Raw genomic sequence first — 17,948 nt, forward strand, 5'->3', positions numbered from 1 at the left:
CACCGCAGGCCGCCTGGCGACGCGGCCGGCGCGTTCGTCGCATCTTTTCGCCGTCTTCACCGCTGCTTGACAGAGCCCACCGAGACTCGTTTCTCCAGTTGAGGAGAAACCCATGCGCCGAATCCTTCCCGCCCTGTGCCTGGCCGTCGCCGCCACCGTTTGCGGCGGCGCCTATGCCCAGGCTTCCCAGCCGCCTTCGGCCGCGACCCCCGCCGAGCGCGCGCAGCGCTTCAACGAGCGCATGGCGCATCTGAAGGAGCGCCTGAAGATCACGTCCGCCCAGGAGGGCGCGTGGGGCGCTTTCGTCCAGGCCATGCAGCCGCAGCCGCATCGCGAGCCGAACGCCAGGGAGCGCCACCAGCAGGCCATGCACACCCTGTACACGCAGCTGAATCCCGAGCAGCAGAAGGTGCTCGACGAAGTCATGGCCCGCATGCAGCGCCACGAGCATCACGCGGGCGGCGCCGGCCACGCGCGGGCCGACATGCCGGCGAACTGATCACTTCCTGAACGCGATCCAGGCCGTCCAGAACAGGCTGGAGAAGAAGCGCTCCGCCCGCTCGAAGCCTGCCTGCTCCAGCATCTGGAGCGCATGCGCTTCGGATTCCGGCGGCTCGGCGCCGTGCAGGATCTTGCCGAGTTTCGCCTGCACTTCCTCGGGACCGGCGCCGAACATGCGCCAGCGCTGCGCCCATGCCTTCAGCAGCAGCGGCCGGCTGGCATACGCATGCGCGTTGCCGGCCAGGATCAGCGGCGCGCCGCTGGGCAAGCGATCCGCGACCGAGCGCAGCAGTTCCATCTTGGCCTCGATGCCCGGCACGTGGTGGAGCACACCGACGATCGTTGCGGCGTCGAACTGGGCGCCCTGTGGGAGGTCCTGCACGTAGCCAGGCACGGCGGTCATGCGATCGGCAAGTCCCAGCGCACCGAGCCGTGCGATGGTTTGCTCCAGCATCGGCGGCGAGGGATCGACGGCCGTGAAGCGCCACGCTGGCTGCAAGCGGCCGATCGCCTGGACTTCCTGCCCGGTGCCGCCGGCGCCTACCACCAGCACATGCCGCGGTTCGTCGCCGAGCGTGGCCGCCAGCACGCAGGCCGTGAGTTCGTGGCAGGCCTCGTAACCGGCCAGGCCGATGCGGCTTTGCCGCTCGTATTCGCCGGCGCGGCCGGCGTCGAATTTCTGGGCTCCGATGTCTTGCATATCTTGTCGCGAAGGGTTGCGGGAAGCATATGCGCTCGGCGCAAGCCCGCTCTTCTTCGTTGGCGATGCCGCTCATCGCCACCGGCTTCCCCCAATGGGAGGAGCAACTTCCGGAGGAGGCCGCCGGGTTGAGTTCCGCGCATCGCGGTGGGAACATTCCCGCCAGATCCAGCGGGGTGAGCGCGATGCCAGACATCTCCCCTTACGACATCAATTCCGGCCGCACTTTCATTCCCCAGTGCGTGCAGGACCACCGCTTCCACGACCATGGCGTCGTCTACGGCAAGAGCGGCGATCTCTGGTGGGCCGTCATCGACCCGCGCCGCCATCCGCTCTGCGTGTGGAAACGCAGCGGCAACGCCGACGACGACTACGCCAGGTCCGCGCGGGCGCTCAGCGCCGCCGTCTTCACGAACGGCCCGATGATGGACAAGTTCTCGAAGTGGGAAGTCCGCAAGGCGTTCGCGCTGCAGATGCTGTTCGACGGCATCAACTGGGCCGTGATCGGCGCCGTGGTCGGCTTCTTCCTGGGGGGCCCCTGGGGCGCCCTGATCGGCGGGCTGGCCGGGGCCGTCTTCGGCTTCTTCATCGGCTACGAGGCCGCGAAGGAAGCCGTGTTCAAGGACTGGGTTCCCTTCGGTCGGGTGCACGGAACGACGCATTCCGTGGACGACGTCGGCCGCGGCTTCGGCGGGCTGGTGTACCTGGGGCGCACGGGTTCCACGCTCGATACCTACGCGGTCGGCGACGGCAACCCGCCGCAGATGCTGGAGGTGATCGGTGGAACCATCCCGATCGTGCGGCACTTCTTCCCGACCTCCGCCACGAAGGGCGCGGCGAACTACTACGAGAGTTTCGAATCGCTCTCGCAGCGCGCCGGCCTGGTCGCGTGGGGCATCGTCCCCATCGACGTCGATCCCGCGGGCGTCGAGGTTCCCAGGTCCAGTGACGGCACGCCGGCCAACATCTCGGAGCGCGTCATGTTGAAGCGTGCGGACTTCGGCGACGCGGACCTCAGCGTGCCAGGCAGCAACGAGGCGTTCCAGGGCGTGCTCGTGTGCGTCGGCAACGCGGGCACGGCCTTCATGGCAACGGCCGGCGCAACGCTGGCTCACATCGGCACGCGCGATGCGGTGGCCCTGGACGGCAGCGACAGCGTGATGATGGGCGACTACGCGGAGATGATGCTGCGCGAGCCTCCGGCCGCCAAGCAGTTGATCCAGAAGTACGGGTTCTACACGCAGTAGCGGCTCTTTACCCGCGGTTCAAGTGGCGCTACGTGGCGGACATCTGCGCCGCGCACACTGGTTTTTCCCGCAGCGATGCGGGAATAAAACCAGTCTGAAAGAAAGCCAATGAAAGCCATCGCAATCGCGGCCGCCGCCGCGAGCCTGCTGCTGGGCGCTGCCGCCCACGCCCAACAAGCTCCCGCCACCTCGCCCCTGTACGGCGAACTCGGATACTCCTGGACCCAGATCCACGGCAACGGCATCAAGGCCACGCCGGGCGCCGTGCGCGGCATCCTCGGCTACGAGCTGCATCCCAACCTCGCCGTCGAAGGCATGGTGGAAGGCGGCACGGGCCACGACACCGACAACGGCGTCTCCGCCAAGCTGAATTCCAGCTACGGCCTGTTCGTCAAACCCAAGTACGACTTCGGCAACACCGAAGTGTTCGGCCGCGTGGGCTGGGCCCACACCAACGTCAACCTGTCCACCACCGGTGACGTCTCGTCCAGCGACTTCGCCTATGGCGCCGGCGTCAAGTACAACGTCACGCCGCGCGTGAACGTCGGCCTCGACTACACGCGCCTCGCCGACAAGAACGGCGTGAAGGTCGATGGCGTGACGCTGGGCGTCGGCTACAAGTTCTAAGCCGGTTTGCGGAGGCCAGGGCAAGCGCGAAGCGTGGCCCTGGCCTTCGCGCATCACCGCGCGACCGCCGCCAATCCTCCAAGCACCACCGCGCGTACGGCAGCCGCATCGGCCGTCGTCGCAATGCGCGCGTTCGCCTGCGCCTTGCGCGGCACCCGCCACTCCACCACGGTCATGCCGCGCGTGTGCTCGCCGCTGCATTCGGCGACCAGGTGCGCCGGCGTGAAGCTGATGCTGCCGGGCGCCAGCAGCGCCGCGGTGGCCGTCGGGTCGTACAGCGCCATCGTGCTGCGGCCGTCGGCGCCGGCGATGCGCACGTAGCCTTCCAGCAGGTCGCCGATCAGCATGCCGCGGTCGGTGCCCAGCGCGCGCAGCGCATCGGCATCGGCCTTGTCCACGCGGACCTGGCGGCAGGTGTCCAGCCCCACCATCGCCAGCGGCAGGCCCGCGGCCAGCACCTCGTTGATGCTCTCCGGGTCGACGTAGGCATTGAACTCCGCCGCCGCCGTGTGGTTGCCGGGGCCCGCGCTGCCGCCCATCCACATCAGCTCGCCGATGCGCGCTGCCAGTTCCGGATGGCGGCGCATCAGCAGGGCGATGTTGGTCAGCGGCCCCAGCGCGAGGATCGTCGCGGGTGTCGGCGACGCGCGCAGCCACGCGGCCAGCGCGCCCACGGCATCTTCCGAGCTGAGTGTCGTGCGTTGTGGCGGCAGGCTGCGGCCGGCCGAACGCATCGCGTCGCCGCCCAGGATGGCCTGGGCCGTTTCCAGCTCGCCCACCAGCGGCCCGGCCGCGCCGGCGTGGATGGGAAAGCTCCAGCCGAAGCAGGCGGCGGAGCGCAGGGCGTTGTCGATCACGACCGGCAGCGGCGCATTGCCGGCCACCAGGGACAGGCCGGCGACGGACCAGCCGGGCGTGCCGGTGACGGCCAGCACGGAGGCCAGGTCGTCGAAGCCCATGTCGGTGTCGATCCAGAGCGGGTTCATCTGTTGCGGATTCGGGAAGGAAGCCGCCAGTGTGCCACCCGCGGGGCCTGGTTTCAGGGGCGATTTCAGGCGGTTTCGCCGGGGTCGAAGTCCAGCTCCACGCGCGCGCCGTTCGGGTCATGGCAGAACAGCTGCCACGTGCCCGCGCCCGCCTGCCGCCGCAGCTCGTAAGGCGTGCCGGCCGCATCGAAGCGCGCCTTCACCTGCGCCAGGTTCCTGGCCGTGAAGGCGATGTGGTCGATGACGCCCGCGCGCTGCGCCGGCACCGGGCGATCCGCATACAAGTGCACGATGGCGCGGCCGCCGGCGTAGAGCCACGCGCCGGGGAAGCCCAGGTCGGGGCGGTGCCCGAGCTCGAGCCCCACCAGCTGCGTGTAGAACGCCAGCGTGCGCTCGTAGTCCTCGGCGATCACGGTGACATGGTTCAGGCCTTCGATCATGGGGGCTCCGTCGTTTCAGGGGACCAGCAGTAGCGAGCCGGTGCTGGCGCGCGATTCGAGCTTTGCATGCGCGTCACGCGCGGCCGCGAGCGCGAAACGCTCGATGCGCGGCGCTGGCAGCACGCCGGCTTCCAGCGCGCGCCACACGCGGTCGGCGCGCTCCTGCAACTCGCCCGGCGTGGCAACGTAGTCGAACACCACCGGGCGCGAGAAGCTCATGGACTTGTGCAGCAGGCGGTCGGGGTCCAGTGGCGGCAGCGGCCCGCTGGCCTGGCCCAGGCTGATCCAGTGGCAGCGGCGCGCGGCCGCGGCGAAGTTCTCGTCGACGGCGGCAGCGCCGAGCCCGTCGACGATGACGTCCGCGCCGCCGCACAAGGCCTGCACCGTGTCGGCGAACTTGCCGTCGGGCGCGACGATCACGTGCGCGCAGCCCTGTTCCCGCGCGATGCGCGCCTTGGCCTCGCTGGAGACGGTGCCCACCACGGTGGCGCGCAGGCGCGCGGCCCAGGCGCACAGCAGCGAGCCCACGCCGCCCGCGGCCGCGTGCACCAGCAGGCGTGTGCCGGGGCGGATGCGCCCCAGGTCGCGCAACAGGTAATCGGCCGTGATGCCTTTCAGCAGCAAGGCCGCGGCGGTTTCCGCGTCCACCTGCTGCGGCAGGCGCACGACGTGCCGGGCCGCGAGCGTGCGGATGCTGCGGTAGGCGCCGGGCTCGGGGCAGAGATAGGCGACGGGGTCGCCGGGCAGCAGGCCGGCCACGCCGGGGCCGACGTCGATGATGGTTCCGGCGGCTTCCATGCCCAGCACGCCGGGCAGCGGCAGCATGCCGGGGATCCAGCCGCGGCGCAGGTAGACGTCGAGGAAGTTGATGCCGATGGCCAACTGGCAGATGCGGACTTCGCCTTGCCCCGGCGACGCTGCGGTGCAGGGAACGGCTTCCAGTTCCTGCGGACCGCCATAGCGGGACAGGCGCACTTCGCGCGCGGGGAGGCCCTGGGTCCCCGCCTGCGCGGGGATGACGAGGGGTGGGTGGCCAAGGGAGAGGAAGCGGCGCAGGTTGGCGAAGCCGGCTTCGTACACGCCTTCGGCCACCATCTGGCGCAGTTCCGCCTCGCGACCTGGCGGCGCCTCGAAGCTCGACTCCCAATGCCAGAAGGTGCGGTCGCCATCCGTCACCGGCTTCAGGGTGACCGTCGCGACATAGCGATGCAGCGGCACGGTCGCTTCGAGGATGCAGTAGGTCGACTTCCACTCGCTGTCGGACAGCCCCAGCAACTGCTCGCGGATGCGGTTGCCGTCCTTCAGCGTGAAGCTGCGCACGCAGCCCACGCGCGAGGAAGGCTCGCCGTGCTCGATGCGGCTGCGATCGACGACGTCGTGCCACTGGTCGTGGCTGTTGAAGTCGCGCAGCACCTCCCACACGCGCGCGATCGGCGCGTCGATGATCGCGGAGCGCACGACCTTCTGCAGCATCAGCGGCGCGACCCGAAGTGGCGCTTCAGCGCCGAGAAGCCGCCCTGGAACACGTTGCCGCCGATCTGGTCCGACAGCTCCTGTTCGCGCCGTGGCTCGCAGTCGAACTCGGCGCTCCACTCGGCGAAGGTGCGCCCGCCATCCGTCACCGGCGTGAGCTTCAGCGTGGCCGTGTAGTTCTCCACACCCATCGGGCTTTCGAGGATGGCGTAGCTGCAGCTGTAGTCGAAGTCCGAAAGCGCCAGCAGGCGCTCGCGGATCCGTCCGCCGTCGCGCGTGTGGAAGTTGCGCACGCAGCCGACCTTGTCGGCCGGCTCGCCGTTCTCGATGCGGCTGTCGGCGATGCCGGGATGCCACTGCGGCAGCGCGTTGAAATCGCGGATGCGCTGCCACACGGCGGCCGCATCGGCGTCGATGACGCTGGAAACGTAGACGCGGACCATGCCTCAGGCCTTCTTGCCGGGGTCCTGCACCGGGATCGCCGGCACCGTGCCGCCCGCGGGAGCCACCGCCTGCGAGACGCCGAGCGCGCCGCCGACCAGGCCGTTGATGTCGGCGCCGCCTTGCAGCCCGATCTCCTTGAGCAGTTGGTCGACGATGGGCGCCTGCGCGCGGAAGCGCAGCGCCGAATTCACCACGCCGTCGGCGAAGCTGGATTGCGTGGCGATCGGCGCCAGGCCGTTGCCGCCGCCCAGCAGGCCGTCGACCTGCAGGATCTTGATGCCTTCGATGCGCTCCATGGGCTTGACCGATTCGCGGATGATGCCTTCGGCCTTTTCGACCACACGCAGGCGCAGTGCCGAAGCGCGCGCCTCGGGCGAGAGCACGTTATGCGCCTCGTTCATCAACCGCAGTCCCTCGGCCTCGGCCTCCGAACGCACGCGGACCGCCAGCGCCTTGATCTTCTCCGCTTCGGCATCGGCCTGCGCCTGCAGGCGGATCGCTTCGCCGCGGTCCACGCTGGCCAGCTTCTCGGCTTCGGCGGCGCGCGTCAGCTGCAGAGCCTCGCGCTCGGCGGCCTGGGCGGCGGCGATCAGCTCGATCGCCTTGCGGCGCTCGGCGACTTCCACTTCGCGGGTGGTGAACACCTTCTCCTCGGCCGCCACGGCCGCGGCGCGGGCAACGTCGGCCGCGGCCTGCGCTTCGCTCTGGTTCTTGCTTTCGCGGGCCACGGCGATCGCGCGCTGCTGCTCGGCGAGGTCCATCGCCTGGCGGCGCAGGATCTCGGCGGCCTGCAAGGCCTTCTCGCGGGCGATGCGCTCTTCCTCCAGCGACTGCTCGCTGCGGATGCGCGCGGCCTCGATGGCTTGCTTGGCCGCGATCTGCACGGTCTCGGCGTCCTGCTCGCGCCCAGCCCGCTCGGTGGCCAGCTCGGCGCGCTGGCGGGCGCGGGCGACTTCCACCTCGCGCTCCTGCGCCAGCCGCGCGTACTCGCTGTCGCGGTCGATCTCCAGCGACAGCTTCTCGGCCTCGAGGTTCTTGTTGCGGATGGCGACCAGCGTGTCCTGCTCCACGTCGTTGCGCTGCTTCTTGCGCCGCTCGATCTGCTCGGTGAGACGGGTGAGGCCCTCGGCGTCGAAGGCGTTGCTCGGGTTGAAGTACTCCATGGCGGTCTGGTCCAGTTGCGTCAGCGAGGCCGATTCCAGCTCCAGGCCGTTCTTGGTCAGGTCCTCCGCCACCGACTCGCGCACGCGCCGCACGAAGGCGCCGCGCTTTTCGTGCAGTTCCTCCATGGTCATCTCGGCGGCCGCGGTGCGCAGGGCGTCGACGAACTTGCCTTCCACCAATTCCTTCAGCTGCTCGGGCGCCAGCGTGCGCAGGCCCAGCGTCTGCGCTGCCGCCGCCACGGCCTGAGGTTCGGCCGCCACGCGCACGTAGAACTCTGCCACCACGTCCACGCGCATGCGGTCCTTGGTGATGAGCGCCTTGTCGCGCCCGCGCGCGACCTCCAGGCGCAAGGTGTTCATATTCACCGGAATCACCTCGTGCACGATGGGCAGGACGAAGGCGCCGCCATCGAGGACGACGCGCTGGCCGCGCAGGCCCGTGCGCACGAACGCCCGCTCCTTGCTGCTGCGCAGGTACAGCCAGTGCAGCAGCCACACCGCGATGGCCACGACGATCGCGGCCACGACGAGGCCGAGGAGGAAGGTGCCGAATTGGGCGCCGGTCATGGTTGTCTCCTTGTCTTATCGGGTGATCTGGACGAAGCGCCGGGCCGTGTCCGTCAGTGCCACTTCGGTCGGCAGGCGCTCCATCGAGCTGGCGCCGTAGAAGCCGTGGCAGCCGGGGCATTGCGACAGGATCCACTGCGCGTCCTGCGGCTCCGCGATGGGCCCGCCGTGGCACAGCACCAGCACGTCCGGCTTCACGGCGCGCGCCGCGGCCGCCCAGGCGTTGATCGGCTCCACGCAGCCTTCGAGCGCGAGCGCCGTGTCGGCGCCTATGCTGCCGCCGGTGGTGAGCCCCATGTGGCAGACGACCACGTCGGCGCCGGCGCGGGCCATGGCGCGCGCGTCGTCCTCGCCGAAGACGTAGGGCGTGGTCAGAAGATCCAGCGCATGGGCCCGCGCGATCAGCTCCACCTCCAGGCCGTAGCCCATGCCGGTTTCTTCGAGATTGGCGCGGAACATCCCGTCGATCAGGCCCACCGTGGGAAAGTTCTGCACGCCCGAGAAGCCGAGCGCGATCAGGCGCTGCAGGAACTCGTCGGCGATCATGAAGGGATCGGTGCCGTTGACACCCGCGAGCACCGGCGTGCGCTTCACGACCGGCAGCACCTCGTGCGCCATTTCGCAGACGATGTCGTTGGCGTTGCCGTAGGCGAGAACGCCGGCCAGCGAGCCGCGCCCGGCCATGCGGTAGCGGCCGGAGTTGTAGATGACGATGAGGTCCAGGCCGCCGGCCTCCTCGCATTTCGCCGACAGGCCGGTGCCGGCGCCGCCGCCCACGATGGGCCGCCCGGCCTCCACCTTGCTGCGCAGGCTGTCCAGGATTTCCGCCCGGGGAATGCGTGCCATGGCGTGTCCTTTCGCGGTTCAGGCCGACGCGCCGCGCGCACGCTGCCGCGGCGCCGCCACTTCGTGCCAGGCGGAGGCCAGCGCCTGCGCGAAGGCCTCGTCGTTGATGTGGAGCGGCAGGCGCCGCAGTTGCCGGTCGGGCCCGGCGCGGAAGTTGGCTTCGATCGCCGCGAACAGCACGCGGTCGGCCTCGGGGTCGTGGAAGGGCTGGCCGGGCCGGTCGATCTGCGACACGCCACCGTCGGGGATCAGGAAGCGCACTGGCCCCTGCATCGCATCGAGCTTGCGGGCGATGAACTCGCCGATGGCGCGGCACTCGTCCGCCGTCGTCCGCATCAGGGTGACGCTGGCGTTGTGGCGGTGCAGGCGGCGCGCGCGGAAGCGCTCGGGCACGGAGTCCCAGGACCCGAAGTTGACCATGTCCAGCGCGCCGCAGGAGCCCACGTAGGGCAGGGCGTGGCGCGCGAAGACGTCCATGCGTGTGGGGCCGGCGGAGAGCACGCCGCCGACGATCTCGTCGGCCACCTCGGTGGTGGACACGTCGATCACGCCCTGCAGCAGGCCGGAGCCGGCCAGCTTCTCCATCGATTGGCCGCCCACGCCGGTGGCGTGGAACACCAGGCAGTCGTAGTCGTCGGCCAGCATGCGCGTCAGCGCCTGCACGCAGGGCGTGGTGACGCCGAACATGGTGAGTCCGATCGCCGGCTTGCTGGCGCTCGCAGGCAGCGAGGCAGCGTGCGCCATCATCCCGGCGAGGGCGTGGGCCGCGTTGGCCAGCACGCGCTCGCTGATGCGGTTGAGGCCGGAGACGTCGGTGACCGAGTACATCATGCAGATGTCGCTGGGTCCGACCCAGCCGCGCGTGTCGCCCGAGGCCATGGTGGAGACCATCACCTTGGGCAGGCCCACCGGCAGCGCGCGCATGCCTTGCGTGACGAGCGAGGTGCCGCCGGAGCCGCCCGCGCCGACCAGGCCGCCGAGGTCGCGCCTCGTCAACACGAAGCGCTCGAAGGCCTGCGCCATCGCGGTGACGGCGGTGCCGCGGTCCTTGCTGAACACCGCGGGCTCGCCTTGTGGATGATGCCGCGCGACCTCGCGCGGGTGGATGCTGGCTGACGATGGTCTTCCGGACGTCGAGAGATCCACCGTCACCACCCGCAGCCCGCGCCGCTCCAGGCACTGCTTGACGAACATCAGCTCGCGGCCCTTGGTGTCGAAGGTGCCTGCCACGTAGGCGGCGGCGTGAAGGCTGGCGGCGACGGGGAGCGTGAGGATGTCGGCGCTTGCCGGCGGCGCGGGCGTGGGCGCACTGGCTGCGGGAGCAGATGCCACCTGATCTGCTCTGCCCAGGTCCGCCGTTCCTGCATTCCATCGATTGACCCCACCCACCACCCGCAGGGGCGGCGGCAAGGGCGTCGCATCGCTTTCCGCATGCGCCCGCCGCACCGTGAACATCCGCACCGGTTCCGCAGACGGCTCCGGCGCGCGCACCTCTTCCTCTTCCCCATTCGCTCGCAAGCCCAGCAGCCGCTCCTGCAAGCCCGTATCCGCGCCCAGCTCCCGCGCCGGCAACTCCTGCGCGATCCGCCCGTTCACCATCACCCCGATGCGGTCCGCCACCTCGATGGCCACGCCCAGGTTCTGCTCGATCAGCAGGATGCCGATGCCGCTTTCGCCGGCCAACTGGCGCAGCGCCTGCACGACCTGCTCCACGATCACCGGCGCCAGGCCTTCGGTGGGTTCGTCCATCACCAGCAGCTTCGGCTCCAGCAGCAGTGCCCGGCCGATCGCCAGCATCTGCTGCTCGCCGCCCGAGAGCTGGCTGCCGCCGTTGGCCTTGCGCTCGGCCAGGCGCGGGAACATCGCGTAGATGCGATCGATCTCCCGCTTGTGTTTCGCCACCAGGCGCAGCGTTTCGTCGACGGTGAGCGAAGGCCACATGCGCCGCCCTTGCGGCACATAGGCGATGCCGCGCCGCGTGATGGCGTGCGGCGCCAGGCCCAGGATCTCCTCGCCCGCGAGCTTGACGCTGCCTGTGGCAGGGACCAGGCCGGTGATCGCGTTGCACAGCGTGGTCTTGCCCATGCCGTTGCGGCCCACCAGGCCCAGCACGCCGCGCGCCAGGGTGAAGCCCACGCCCTGCAAGGCGTGCGCGCGGCCGTAGAAGACGTCCAGGCCCCGGACTTCCAGCAGGGGACGGTCGGCCATCAGTGCTTGCCTCCCATGTAGATCGCCTGCACCTGGGCGTCGGCTTCGATCTCCGCCGGCGTGCCTTCGCGCAGCACGCGCCCGTTGTGCATGACCATCACGCGCTCCACCACGCGCAGCGCGATGTCCAGGTCGTGTTCGATCAGCACGTAGCTCATGTGCGATGGCAGCGCGGCGAGCAGCGCCACCAATTCGCGCCGCTCCGCCGGCGACAGGCCGGCAGCCGGTTCGTCGAACAGGATCAACCGCGGCGCGCCGGCCAGCGCCATGCCGATCTCCAGCTGGCGCTGCTGGCCGTGCGCCAGGCTCGACACCGGCTCGTCGGCCAGGTGCGAGAGGCGCACGCGTTCCAGCAGGTCCTGCGTGGCCAAGGTCGACGCGTGGCGCGCCCGCGCCGGCAGGAAGGAGAAGCGGCCGCTGGCGACGCCGCGCACCGCGAGGAACAGGTTGTCGCGCACCGACAGCTCGCGGAACAGCAGCGAGGACTGGTAGGTGCGCCGCAAGCCCTTGCGGATGCGCTCGTGCGGCGGCAGCGCCGTGATGTCTTCGCCGAAGAAGTGGATGCTGCCCGCGGTGGCCGGGAAGTCGCCGGTGATCGCGTTGAACAGCGTCGTCTTGCCGGCGCCATTGGAGCCGAGGATGGCGACCTTCTCGCCCGCGGCCACCGTCAGCGAAACGTCGTCCACGGCGCGGACGGCGCCGAAGGCCCGGCTCACCCCGCGCAGCACCAGCGCGTCGTCGGACAGCAGCGCGGCGGCGGCCGGTGCCGGCAACGCCGCACCGGAGCGCGGGCGCAGGGAGGTGATCGAGGCCATCGTGCCGTCCCGCCCTTCGCCCTAGTTGCGGCAGTCCGGAACGTCGCGCGAGCCCAGGCCCATCTTCATGAACTGCTCCTTGGGCAGGCCCAGTGTCTGCGTGATGTCGGGCACCACCTTGACCACCTTGTTGTAGAAGGAGCCGTCCGGCGCTTTCGCCACCTCGGTGATGTAGGTCGTGCCCACGCCATTGCGGTTCTCGTCGATCTTGACGATGCCGGCCGGGCCCTTGAAGTTGGTCTTCTGCAGCGCGTCGCGGTAGGCCTTCTGGCCGTTCGAAAGGTCACCCTTCACCGCGTCCAGCGCATCGAGCGTCGCCTTGGTGTTGATGTAGTACAGGTAGGCGAACAGCGACGGGCTCGGGAAGCCGTCCTTGAAGTTGGCCTTGTAGTCGGCCACGAACTTCTTCCACTCCGCCGTGTCGATGGAGTCGGCCATCGGGCCGGCCGATGCGGTGCCCAGCAGCGACTCGCGGCGCTTGCCCTTGTAGTTCAGCACCGTCTGGTCCACGGTGATGGAGCCGCCGATCATGGGCTTGTTGCCGCCGGCCTGTTCGTACTGGGTCAGGAAGTTCACCGCGTCCGAGCCGCCCAGCACCACCAGCAGCGCGTCCACGTCCTTCGGGATGCGGGCGATGACCGAGGAATAGTCCTTGGTGCCCAGCGGCACCCAGGCCTTGTCGACCACCTTGCCCCCCTTGGCGCAATAGCTGGCCATGAAGCCCTGCACCTGCGAGTAGGGGAAGCCGTAGTCCTCCGCGATCAGGAAGGTGCGCTTGTAGCCCTTGGCCAGCGCGTGCTCGCCCAGGCCCACCATCCACTGCGCACCTTCGGTGTTGAAGCGGTAGAAGTTGGGCGCCGGGTCGCCCCAGGTCGCCGCCTGTGCGCCGGACGAGCCGTTGACGAAGGTGGTGTTCGGCTGCGTCTTGGCGTAGTTCTTGACCGCGATGCCCTCGTCGCCGGACAGCGGGCCGATGACGATGGGCGTGTGGTCCTGTTCGACCAGCTTGCGCGTGGCGGCCACCGCCTTGTCCGGCGTGGCGTCGGACGAGGCCTTGATGAACTCGACCTTCTTGCCGCCGGCCATGCCGTTCTTCTGCTTCAGCGCGAGGTCGGCGCCGCGCATGCTGTCCTGCCCGGGCGCCGCGAACGGCCCCTCCAGCGTGGCCAGCAGGCCGATCTTCAAGGTCTCCTGGGCCCAGGCCGCTCCCGTGAAGGCTGCTGCAGTCGCAGCCGCCAGCATCGAGCGAACCAAGATTTTTCTTCCGGTCTTCACTGCTGTCTCCTTGGGGTGTGGATGGCCTTCCTGGCGCCCAGGCGCGCGCGAAGCTGCGTCCAGATGCCGACCAGGCCGTTGGGGGAAAACAGGACGATGGCGAGGAACACGCCGCCGATCACCAGGTTGAAGCGCTCGCGGCTCACCAGGTCGATGGCGAAGTTCTGCAGGAGGACGAAGACCAGCGCGCCGACGAAGGCGCCGATCGGCCGGTTCATGCCGCCGAGGACGGCGATGACGAGGATGTTGATCATCGCGCCGGTGTTCATGGAGCCGGGCGAGATGCGGTTGTTGTACCAGACCAGCAGCACGCCGCCGACGGCGGCCAGCAGGCCCGCGACGGCGTAGGCCGCGACGCGATGCGCCGTGACGTTGAAGCCCAGCGAATGCATGCGCCGCGGGTTGTCGCGCACGCCCTGCAGCGCCACGCCGAAGGGCGCGCGGACCAGCAGCTTGACGAAGAAATAGCCGGCCAGCGCACAGGCCAGCGTGAGGTAGTAGAAGGGCGTGGCTGCGCGGAAGTCGATGCCCAGCACCTTGGGCGGGAAGATCTTGTTGAAGCCCTGGAAGCCGTTGAACAGTGTGTAGTTCTGCTGCGCCAGGTAGAAGAAGGCCACGCCGATCGCCAGCGTGATCATGATGGTGTAGATGCCTTCGGTGCGCACCGAGAGCCAGCCCACGGCGGTGGCGAACAAGGTGGCGAGCACGATCGCGAAGGCCACCGCCAGCCACCACGGCCAGCCCAGGCTGATGGCGGCGAGGCTGCTGCTGCCGAAGATGGCCACCAGGTAGCCGGCGAGCCCGGCCACCGTCATCTGCGCCAGCGACACCATGCCGCCGTAGCCGCCCAGGAAGGTGAGCGACAGCGCGACCAGGCCCAGGGCCAGCGATTGCGCGCCGATCTGGAAAGTGAAGAAGGAGTTGGCGACCGCGGGGTAGAGCAGCAGCGCGAGGAGCACCACGACATGGCGGACACCGATGTGCCGGCCCAGGCGCTGCAGCCACGAGGGCAGTTCGCCGTGCGCCAGCGGCTCGGCCACCGGGGTCGCAAGCGGCGCCGGACGCGCCGACGCGGCGCCGGAGTTCATCGCGTTTCGCCATTGCGCGGCGCTCATGCCGGCCTCCCCATGATCCCGCGCGGCCGGAAAGCCAGCGCCAGCACCATGATCACGAAGGTGAACACGACGCTGTAGGTCGGCGCGTAGGCCAGCCCGAACTGTTCCGCCAGCCCGATCAGCAGCGCGCCGATGGCGGCGCCGCCGACGCTGCCCATGCCGCCGACGATCACCACCACCAGCGAGGCCAGCAGGTAGCGCGTGTCCTCGCCCGGCGAGATCGACAGCGCGCTGCCGCCGACCACGCCAGCCAGCCCCGCCATGCCGGCGCCGATGGCGAAGGTGACCGCGAACACCAGCTGCACGTTGATGCCGGAGGCGGCCAGCATGCCGCGGTCGTCGACGCCGGCGCGGATCATCATGCCGACCCGGGTGCGCGCCAGGAACCACCACAGCCCCAGGCCGATGGCGATGGCGCCCACCAGCACCGCGATGCGGTAGGTCGGGAACTTCTCCACCAGCGGCAGCGCGGTGGAACCGTAGATCCACGCCGGCGGGTCGAAGGTGTAGATCTCCGCACCCCAGATCCACAGCATCAGGTCCGCCAGCACGATCGCGATGCCGATGGTGACGAGCGTCTGGCGCAGGTCCTGGCCCTGCATGTGGCGGAAGATGACGACCTGCAGCAGCAGGCCGACCACCGCGGCCGACAGGAAGCCGGCCACCACCGCCAGCACCCAGGAGCCGGTCTGCTCGCCCACCATCCAGCCCACGTAGGCGCCGAACAGGTAGAGCGAGCCGTGCGCGAGGTTGACGTTGCGCATCAGCCCGAACACCAGCGTGAAGCCGCTGGCGACCAGGAAGTACAGCGAGGCCAGGGTCAGTGAATTGAGCAGGGTGGTGAAGTAAAGCCTGGCGTTGTCGGCGATGGCCCACAGCGACAGCGCCGCGATGGGCAGGCCCAACACGAGCCAGGTGGCGAGCTTCTGGTTGCGGCTCATGCGGCCCGCCTGAACAGCGACTCTTCGGCCTCGGGCCGCTTGGCGAACACGCCGTCCTTCATGACGGCCAGGAGGCGCTTGGGGTCGCGCAGGATCGCGATGCTGGCGAGCGGGTCGCCGTCCACCAGCAGCAGGTCGGCCAGCTGGCCTTCCTTCACCTGGCCCAGTTCCTCGCCGCGCATCATGATCTGGCCGCCGTACACCGTGGTGCTGCGGATCGCCTCGGCCGGCGTCATGCCCAGGTACTTGACGAAGAACTCGAGGTCGCGCGCGTTCTGGCAGTGCGGCGTCATCGCGAAGCCGTAGTCGCCGCCGGGCAGCACGCGGATGCCGCGCCGGTGCATGGCGCGCAGCGACACGATGGCCGCTTCCCATTCGCGCTCGTAGCCCATCTCGGCGGCCTTCGCGTGCGTGATGCCGTAGGCCTCGGCCTCGTGCAGCATCGCGTAGATGATGGCGATGCCCGGCGCCACGAACACGCGGCCCTTGGCGGCTTCCAGCATGTCCAATGTTTCCTCGTCGGTGTAGCTGGCGTGGTAGATGACGTCGATGCCGTGCCGCAGCGCCTGCTTCACCGAGGCCGCCGACCGCGCGTGCGCCGTGCCGCGCTTGCCGCGCACCCGCACTTCGTCCATGGCGGCGGCCACTTCGGCGTCGCTCATCCAGGTGGTTTCGGCCGGCGAGTCGGGCGTGAAGTTGTCGCCCGAGAGATTGAGCTTGATCGAGTCGACGCCGTACTTCAGGAACAGGCGCACGGCCTTGCGCATCTCGTCGGCGCTGTTGACGTTGACGCCGAAGCTGAACTCGGGGAAGGGCAGGTGGGGCAGGGTCTCGTCGCCCAGCCCGCCGGGCACCGTGATCTCCTGGCTGGCAGCCAGGTAGCGCGGGCCGGGGATCTGGCCGCTGTTGATGGCGTTGCGGATCACCACGTCCAGCCGCGGCTTGGCGCAGGCGGCGCCGACGCAGGACGTGAAGCCGGCTTCGAGATAGCGCTTCGCGACCTTCGCGCACCACAGCACGTGTTCCTCCAGTGGCATGCGCTGGATGCCGGAGAGCGTGGCGGCGTCGTTCCAGGAGAAATGCGTGTGGGCCTCGCACATGCCCGGCATCAAGGTGGCGCCGGCGCCGTCGATCACGGTCGTGGCGCCAGACGCGACCGACGCCACGGAGCGGCTGACGCGCTTGATGCGATTGCCCTCGACCAGCACGCTGCCCAGGTAAGGGGTGGCATGGACCGGGCCTTCGAGGATGCGGACGTTGGTGAACAGGACGCTTTCCATGCCGCTCTCCTCAGGCTGCCCAGCGGGTGTGTTGGGTGTGCGCGTCGCGCCGCAGCGGCGGGGCGCGGTGGAATTCGCCGTCCTTCATCACGGCCAGCAGCCGGCGCTTGTCCTGCAGCACGGCGATGTCCTCCAGCGGGTCGCCGTCGACCAGCAGCAGGTCGGCCAGGCAGCCTTCCCGGACCTGGCCGATCTGGTTCTTCAGCTTCATCATGGGCGCGCCCCAGGCCGTGGCCGAGAGCAGCGCTTCCATCGTCGACATGCCCACGTGCTGGACGAAGTACTCCAGGTCCTTGGCGTTGGTGCCGTGCGGCGTCCAGGCGAAGCCGTAGTCGCCGCCCGGCAGGATGCGCACGTCGCGCCGGCGCAGCGCCTTCATCGTCTCGATCGCCGCTTCCAGTTCGCGGAAGTAGCCCATGCCGCGCGCGACCTGCGGCGTGATGCCGTATTCGCCGGCGTGGTGGCAGGTGTTGATCAGCCAGGCCAGGCCGGGCGCGATGAAGTGCTCTTTCTTGTGCTCCTCCAGCAGGTCCAGCGCTTCCTCGTCGGCGAAGCTGGCGTGGTAGATGACCTCGATGCCGTGGTGGACGCAGCGCTTGATGGACTGCGTGGAGCGTGCATGGGCCGCGACCCGCTTGCCCCAGGCCTTGGCTTCTTCCACGCAGGTGGCGACCTCCGCTTCGGTGAACTGCGAGGCCTCGCTGGGCATGCCGGTGATGGATTCGCCGGAGAGGTTGATCTTCAGCGAGTCCACGCCGTACTTGCAGAACACCCGCACGCAGCGGCGCATGTCCTCGCAGCCGCTGACGATGGCGCCGAAGGCGAACTCGGGCTGCGGCAGGTGCGGCTGCGTGGTGTCGCCCAGGCCGCCCGGCACCGTGATCTCCTGGCTGGCGGCCAGGTAGCGCGGGCCGATGATCGTGCCGTCGTTGATGGCGTTGCGGATCACCACGTCCAGCCGCGGCTTGGCCGTGGCGGCGCCGACGCAGGAGGTCCAGCCCATGTCGAGGTAGCGCTCGGCGACCTGCGCGCACCACAGGATGTGTTCCTCGGGCGGCATGCGCTGGATGGCGTCCAGGCTGGGCTGGTCGTTCCAGGCGAAATGCGTGTGCGCCTCCACCATGCCGGGCATGAGGAAGGCGCCGGCCGCGTCGACCACGGTCACGCCGCCCACGGGCGCGGTGCGCACGCCGCCGGTGGCAGGCGTGACGCGGCTGATGCGCTTGCCCTGCACCAGCACCTCGCCGCGGAAGGGCTGGGCGCCGGAGCCGTCGAAGATGCGCGCGTTGGTGAACAGCACGTCGGCCATGGGGTTGTCCT

17 protein-coding genes and 1 pseudogene are annotated in these 17,948 nt (G+C 69.6%); 3 read left to right on the forward strand and 15 right to left on the reverse strand.

What is annotated here, in order from left to right; translation table 11 throughout:
* Positions 1–112: 112 nt before the first annotated feature.
* Positions 113–499 (forward strand): Spy/CpxP family protein refolding chaperone, encoded by a 387-nt coding sequence (locus HHL11_RS06045; RefSeq protein ID WP_169417522.1) that lies wholly within the window; start codon positions 113–115, stop codon positions 497–499.
* On the opposite strand, the gene HHL11_RS06050 is transcribed toward HHL11_RS06045, so the two are convergent.
* Positions 500–1,201, reverse strand: a complete 702-nt coding sequence (locus HHL11_RS06050) for a class I SAM-dependent methyltransferase (protein WP_169417523.1) — start codon at positions 1,199–1,201, stop codon at positions 500–502.
* 185 nt (positions 1,202–1,386) lie between these two features.
* On the opposite strand from HHL11_RS06050, the gene HHL11_RS06055 reads away from it, so the two are divergent.
* Both HHL11_RS06055 and HHL11_RS06060 read left to right on the forward strand, forming a co-directional pair.
* On the forward strand, positions 1,387–2,448 hold the full coding sequence (locus HHL11_RS06055) for a DUF456 domain-containing protein (RefSeq protein ID WP_169416339.1): 1,062 nt from the start codon (positions 1,387–1,389) through the stop codon (positions 2,446–2,448).
* A gap of 108 nt (positions 2,449–2,556) precedes the next feature.
* Positions 2,557–3,075 carry a porin family protein gene (locus HHL11_RS06060; RefSeq protein WP_169417524.1) on the forward strand — a complete coding sequence of 173 codons (519 nt, stop codon included), beginning with the start codon at positions 2,557–2,559 and terminating at the stop codon, positions 3,073–3,075.
* 53 nt (positions 3,076–3,128) lie between these two features.
* On the opposite strand, the gene HHL11_RS06065 is transcribed toward HHL11_RS06060, so the two are convergent.
* From HHL11_RS06065 to HHL11_RS06125, 14 genes and pseudogenes are all read right to left on the reverse strand, one after another.
* Positions 3,129–4,061 (reverse strand): nucleoside hydrolase, encoded by a 933-nt coding sequence (locus HHL11_RS06065; RefSeq protein WP_169417525.1) that lies wholly within the window; start codon positions 4,059–4,061, stop codon positions 3,129–3,131.
* A gap of 65 nt (positions 4,062–4,126) precedes the next feature.
* Entirely contained in the window at positions 4,127–4,501 is a 375-nt protein-coding gene (locus HHL11_RS06070; protein ID WP_169417526.1) for a VOC family protein, read from the reverse strand.
* A gap of 15 nt (positions 4,502–4,516) precedes the next feature.
* The gene (locus HHL11_RS06075) at positions 4,517–5,974 is read right to left on the reverse strand and encodes an SRPBCC family protein (RefSeq protein WP_169417527.1); all 1,458 of its coding nucleotides are present in this window, start codon (positions 5,972–5,974) and stop codon (positions 4,517–4,519) included.
* On the reverse strand, positions 5,974–6,417 hold the full coding sequence (locus HHL11_RS06080) for an SRPBCC family protein (RefSeq protein ID WP_169417528.1): 444 nt from the start codon (positions 6,415–6,417) through the stop codon (positions 5,974–5,976). The genes HHL11_RS06075 and HHL11_RS06080 overlap by 1 nt, the downstream gene beginning before the upstream one ends.
* A 3-nt stretch (positions 6,418–6,420) precedes the next feature.
* Entirely contained in the window at positions 6,421–8,148 is a 1,728-nt protein-coding gene (locus HHL11_RS06085; RefSeq protein ID WP_169417529.1) for a flotillin family protein, read from the reverse strand.
* Between the two features lie 15 nt (positions 8,149–8,163).
* Positions 8,164–8,994 (reverse strand): phosphoenolpyruvate hydrolase family protein, encoded by an 831-nt coding sequence (locus tag HHL11_RS06090; protein ID WP_169417530.1) that lies wholly within the window; start codon positions 8,992–8,994, stop codon positions 8,164–8,166.
* 18 nt (positions 8,995–9,012) lie between these two features.
* A complete protein-coding gene (locus tag HHL11_RS06095; protein ID WP_342593240.1) occupies positions 9,013–10,269 on the reverse strand; it encodes a Tm-1-like ATP-binding domain-containing protein in 1,257 nt (418 codons plus the stop codon).
* 471 nt (positions 10,270–10,740) lie between these two features.
* Positions 10,741–11,202, reverse strand: a pseudogene (locus tag HHL11_RS34600) (ABC transporter ATP-binding protein); the annotation flags it as partial.
* Entirely contained in the window at positions 11,202–12,017 is an 816-nt protein-coding gene (locus tag HHL11_RS06100) for an ABC transporter ATP-binding protein (protein WP_169417532.1), read from the reverse strand. The gene HHL11_RS06100 and the pseudogene HHL11_RS34600, both read right to left, overlap by 1 nt.
* 21 nt (positions 12,018–12,038) lie before the next feature.
* A complete protein-coding gene (locus tag HHL11_RS06105) occupies positions 12,039–13,259 on the reverse strand; it encodes an ABC transporter substrate-binding protein (RefSeq protein WP_205964211.1) in 1,221 nt (406 codons plus the stop codon).
* A gap of 29 nt (positions 13,260–13,288) precedes the next feature.
* Positions 13,289–14,407, reverse strand: a complete 1,119-nt coding sequence (locus HHL11_RS06110) for a branched-chain amino acid ABC transporter permease (RefSeq protein WP_205964212.1) — start codon at positions 14,405–14,407, stop codon at positions 13,289–13,291.
* Positions 14,404–15,348, reverse strand: a complete 945-nt coding sequence (locus tag HHL11_RS06115) for a branched-chain amino acid ABC transporter permease (protein WP_169417533.1) — start codon at positions 15,346–15,348, stop codon at positions 14,404–14,406. The genes HHL11_RS06110 and HHL11_RS06115 overlap by 4 nt, the downstream gene beginning before the upstream one ends.
* Entirely contained in the window at positions 15,345–16,628 is a 1,284-nt protein-coding gene (locus HHL11_RS06120) for a metal-dependent hydrolase family protein (protein ID WP_169417534.1), read from the reverse strand. Before HHL11_RS06120 ends, HHL11_RS06115 begins: the two co-directional genes overlap by 4 nt.
* A 10-nt stretch (positions 16,629–16,638) precedes the next feature.
* Complete coding sequence (locus HHL11_RS06125) at positions 16,639–17,937, reverse strand: metal-dependent hydrolase family protein (protein ID WP_169417535.1); 1,299 nt, start codon at positions 17,935–17,937, stop codon at positions 16,639–16,641.
* Between the last annotated feature and the right edge of the window lie 11 nt (positions 17,938–17,948).

The sequence above is a fragment of the Ramlibacter agri genome (assembly GCF_012927085.1).
Classification (GTDB): Bacteria; Pseudomonadota; Gammaproteobacteria; order Burkholderiales; family Burkholderiaceae_C; genus Ramlibacter; species Ramlibacter agri.

Coding starts and splice junctions, on each gene's coding strand:
- HHL11_RS06045 (WP_169417522.1), top strand. CDS start 113: ATGCGCCGAATCCTTCCCGCCCTGTGCCTGGCCGTCGCCGCCACCGTT.
- HHL11_RS06050 (WP_169417523.1), bottom strand. CDS start 1,201: ATGCAAGACATCGGAGCCCAGAAATTCGACGCCGGCCGCGCCGGCGAA.
- HHL11_RS06055 (WP_169416339.1), top strand. CDS start 1,387: ATGCCAGACATCTCCCCTTACGACATCAATTCCGGCCGCACTTTCATT.
- HHL11_RS06060 (WP_169417524.1), top strand. CDS start 2,557: ATGAAAGCCATCGCAATCGCGGCCGCCGCCGCGAGCCTGCTGCTGGGC.
- HHL11_RS06065 (WP_169417525.1), bottom strand. CDS start 4,061: ATGAACCCGCTCTGGATCGACACCGACATGGGCTTCGACGACCTGGCC.
- HHL11_RS06070 (WP_169417526.1), bottom strand. CDS start 4,501: ATGATCGAAGGCCTGAACCATGTCACCGTGATCGCCGAGGACTACGAG.
- HHL11_RS06075 (WP_169417527.1), bottom strand. CDS start 5,974: ATGCTGCAGAAGGTCGTGCGCTCCGCGATCATCGACGCGCCGATCGCG.
- HHL11_RS06080 (WP_169417528.1), bottom strand. CDS start 6,417: ATGGTCCGCGTCTACGTTTCCAGCGTCATCGACGCCGATGCGGCCGCC.
- HHL11_RS06085 (WP_169417529.1), bottom strand. CDS start 8,148: ATGACCGGCGCCCAATTCGGCACCTTCCTCCTCGGCCTCGTCGTGGCC.
- HHL11_RS06090 (WP_169417530.1), bottom strand. CDS start 8,994: ATGGCACGCATTCCCCGGGCGGAAATCCTGGACAGCCTGCGCAGCAAG.
- HHL11_RS06100 (WP_169417532.1), bottom strand. CDS start 12,017: ATGGCCTCGATCACCTCCCTGCGCCCGCGCTCCGGTGCGGCGTTGCCG.
- HHL11_RS06105 (WP_205964211.1), bottom strand. CDS start 13,259: ATGCTGGCGGCTGCGACTGCAGCAGCCTTCACGGGAGCGGCCTGGGCC.
- HHL11_RS06110 (WP_205964212.1), bottom strand. CDS start 14,407: ATGAGCGCCGCGCAATGGCGAAACGCGATGAACTCCGGCGCCGCGTCG.
- HHL11_RS06115 (WP_169417533.1), bottom strand. CDS start 15,348: ATGAGCCGCAACCAGAAGCTCGCCACCTGGCTCGTGTTGGGCCTGCCC.
- HHL11_RS06120 (WP_169417534.1), bottom strand. CDS start 16,628: ATGGAAAGCGTCCTGTTCACCAACGTCCGCATCCTCGAAGGCCCGGTC.
- HHL11_RS06125 (WP_169417535.1), bottom strand. CDS start 17,937: ATGGCCGACGTGCTGTTCACCAACGCGCGCATCTTCGACGGCTCCGGC.